The sequence below is a fragment of the Synechococcales cyanobacterium T60_A2020_003 genome (assembly GCA_015272205.1).
In the GTDB taxonomy this organism is placed as follows: domain Bacteria; phylum Cyanobacteriota; class Cyanobacteriia; order RECH01; family RECH01; genus JACYMB01.
On record JACYMB010000019.1, the window covers coordinates 1 to 3,818 of the forward strand.

The window sequence follows — 3,818 nt, forward strand, 5'->3', positions numbered from 1 at the left end:
TGACCAGTTGCGGATGCGGTATTGAGGTTTCATGGCAGGTTTTATATGTGATAACTGAAATTTACCATGCCTCTCCTGCCCGCAACCCCTCTTTCATGCAACAACGCCTGGGGTAACTGAAACTGACCATGTCCCTACCCTTCCGCAACCTCTCTTCATGCAACAACGCCGTTCCATATCTTTAGTTTATTTTGAATTTTTTGGGGATTCAGGATGTGGAATATGTTGAGGTTCCCTATCAGGAACTGGGCGGCGATATGCAGCAACAGGCACTGGAAGGCGCGATCGCCCAATTGATGGAGTTAGCTGAAATTTGGTAAGCCGATCTATCTTGAAATAAACTTGTGGGGCGGCAAAGCTACCCCACAGGACTACAGCGGCGATCGCTATAACTTACGGAATTGTAGGCGCACTACAGGGTTCGGAATTCGGGAATCCTAACATCTCTCCTAGAGAGAAACAGACAAACGGATTCTCCGGCACGGGCGGTGGCCCCGCAGCAACCCAGAAGCGCAGACTTTCCGGTTCATAGATGGCCTGACGGAGTGAGCCATTGCCACCAGGACTGGCATCATCGTCAAAGACATCAAAGGGACTGGCCTGCATCGTTTCGGGATTGACGCGATCGCGCAAAACGCGAGCCATCGTGGTTTCATCGATGTTGCCATAGACGGAGCTAACCCCATCCGGTTCTAATAGTTGACCATAGCGCATAAAGCGAAACTGAGTCGATTGATTGAGGGGCAGCGGTTGCCGATCGTATATATCCTCTAGAACAAAGTGATTTGTGGTATAGAGAATGCCATCCTCTTGAAGTTCGCGTACGGCTAAATGCTGTCCGGTGAACTCAAAGACTCCGGCTTGGTGCGATCGCCCATCGGCCAACATAATCAGGTTTGCCCGCACGCGCGGCTCCGTTTCTAAGAGCGTACGTGCTTCCTCAAACGTGGTGGCATTGCCCAACACCTTCGCCATAATTTGCACATTGCTCCGGCCTTGGAATTGGAGTTCGTCAGGACTATTGGGATGAGCCGTATCCAGTCCCATCGAGATTCCCGCCACATTTAATCCCCAATTGGGCCACACCATGCCTGGATAGGTAAAAAAGACGTGGGGTAGACCGCCTGTGGGCTGGCGAACCATCACCACTGGGTTATTCACAATATAGTCAATAGGCTTCTTGTTGTTATCCAGTGTTGATCCGTGATAGAGTCGCCCATCTTTTGTGGCGTTGGTGGTGGCAACAAATTGACTACATCCATCCCAGAAGAGAACCTCTGGTAGGGTATAACCAAACAGTTCCTGAAGAACATCCCCGTAGGCTAAGACCAGACAGGCATCTGTGGTCATACCAATATCCTGGGTAGCATCTGCAAGGCCACGGCACTCTTCTGCAACATCAGGATAAGACCGATAGGCAGATAGCCGACTTAACCCAAACCCTCGCCCAACTAATCGCAGAACAGAGAGTGCCTCAGTCCCCATTTGGGCAATTTCGTCGTGTAATAGCGCTCCATGCTGATACCCCATTTCGTAGGGAGTGCCTTGTAGCCAGATGGCTTTGATAATGCCGTGATCCTCACGGTGGGACGGGACGGGTTGCCAATTGGCAGGCAAGGCTTCAGCGAGTTGGGTAGGTGAAATAGGGGCTGGTGAGGGGAGTACCGTGATGCTATCGCAGGTACAAACCTCTTCTGTCGCCGAAACTTGGACTTGGACTAACCAATCCTCTAAGGATAGGGCAGCGGTTTCAACATCTCCTTGTGATTCAAAACGCTTCACGTTCCGACCAAATCGAGCTAGGCGTACACCATCGACGTAGATTTGTGACGTGGGATAGTTTTGTAAAAGTTCAATCGTAGTAAATTCGTTATCTCCGGCAGTAGAAAGAATCAGCGTAGACCGCAACGCCTGAATGTTGCTTGTTTTTGATCGGGTATGGATCACTTGCCCAACGTCAAACAGCAAGAATTCACCCAGCAACGAGTTTAGGGTGCTATCCAGGAAACCAAGCTCGACCTTGATGGGTCTATTCAGTGCCTCTTGTAAATCCGCCGGATTGACATTGCCCAGATTGAGGAGTGAGTTTAATTTTTGAGAGGTCTCGCCCGTTTCAGCAAGGGTCGTGAGTTCTGCAATGGAAACGGAACGTCCCAAGGGGCCAAAGGTAAAGACAAGCTCTTTATCGGTAAACGAAGAGGTTGTCGCTTTTACATCGGCGGATGGTGGAACGTCTGCTGGTAGCGGTGCAGAGGATGGGCGCAGGCTAGATAGGGAACTCTTGGCGTTGTTGTACACTGCTGCTACAGAGAGATTGTTGCTGGGTGGTGCGATCGCCTCTGCTGCAGACGAGGTGGGAGATGCCCCTACCGCATCACCATTACAGTCACAGATCAGCTCTGGCAACAGTTCTTCAGCAACCGAGAGTACGGGGCTAATCCGCGTCACAAATAGGTTAAGGTCTGAGTAGACCTGTTCCATTCGGTTGATATCGAGTCGGACGACCGGAGCTGGATAGTTGCTTAGCAGCTCTATCACAGAAAACAAACCGTCATTTGAGAGCGATACTCGAAACGCTTGTTCCAAGGACGCTAAATCTTCTCGCCTCAGCGGATCACCCATCGTTTTGTTAACTTGAAGCAGTAAGAACTCGCGTGGAGTAATAACTTCAACCTCTCTAAAATACGGAAGTTCCCCAGTCAGGATGGGGGAGATTATGTCCAGATCGTATCCTGCAGATTCAAAAAAGGCGGTTACTTCCTCAGACGGTTCTTTGTGATGGGCGATCGCCTCCAGTTCTGAAACGGGTACGAGCAGGGTTGCATCTCGGTTTGTCAGTAACACAGACTGCGCGGCATTGGCTTGCGTTGTCATAAAGAAAACGCTGATGCCAAGTCCTAGAATTAAGCTCAGCCCGAACCGCCACAGACGAGGGATACGCCTTAGCAGGGCTAAAAATGAATTGAATTGAAAAACCATTGATCTTTATCTCAGCAAGTGTTGGCGCACATACCAGAAAACTATAAAGCGATCTCATCAGAAATTGATAAGCCTTTGCAATCAATTTTCTCAATAGGAAGAATATTGAATACGTCTGTTCGCGATTTCGTTGACAGGGCGGTTCAAATCGAAAATGTTGACCTGGAGCGCATTACATTTCTTCAGGTTTGGGCGCTAGGTTTAGTTTAGGCACTAGGTTTGGGCGCGCCCTACCCATCCACACGTGGCATCTACTTAGGTGGAGGAAGATTCATAGATTGAGTAGTATAAATACCCACCACCCGTGCAATGTAAACGGTTGGATATAGAACTCCGACAACCCCTTCAAGGTTCGCTGCAAACATCGCAAATGCATTCACGGGCACAATGTCGCCGTATCCCATCGTTGTTAACGTTGTAAAACTGAAGTAGAGGAGTGCATTACTACTCCGTTCTACAGATACCGAAAAGGCATTCGCGTCAAAGTACTGGATCGCTTGATAAAGTGCAAACCAGAAATAGCCAAGCAGGAAGTAGATACATGCACTCCCTCGCAGAGTGTCTCCTGTAACCTGCTGTTCTTGAAATATACGCCTGGATAATACAACAATAGCGATGGCAAGTAGACCCGCATATACAATTTTGGTGAGTCCTCTCAGCGGTAATGCATACTGAAATACGTGTATGGCAAGTGCATCCACGATGTACGTAATTCCAGCCAACCACGCGCACCATTGAAATAATTTATGGTAGAAGCCAAGAACTCTAAAGGATAGAACAAGGACTGGGCGTTGTTGCATGAAAGAGGGGTTGCGGGCGGGAGAGGCATGGTAAATTTC

Annotated in this window: 2 protein-coding genes; both read right to left on the reverse strand. The window is 49.1% G+C overall.

All coding sequences use genetic code 11. From position 1 onward, the window contains the following. Window positions 1–393 precede the first annotated feature (393 nt). Window positions 394–2,874, reverse strand: coding sequence for an alpha/beta hydrolase (locus tag IGR76_00760; protein MBF2077075.1), 2,481 nt, complete (start codon window positions 2,872–2,874; stop codon window positions 394–396). Window positions 2,875–3,230: 356 nt separating this feature from the next. Further along, entirely contained in the window at window positions 3,231–3,680 is a 450-nt protein-coding gene (locus IGR76_00765; protein MBF2077076.1) for a hypothetical protein, read from the reverse strand. Between the last annotated feature and the right edge of the window lie 138 nt (window positions 3,681–3,818).

Coding starts and splice junctions, on each gene's coding strand:
- IGR76_00760 (MBF2077075.1), bottom strand. CDS start 2,874: ATGACAACGCAAGCCAATGCCGCGCAGTCTGTGTTACTGACAAACCGA.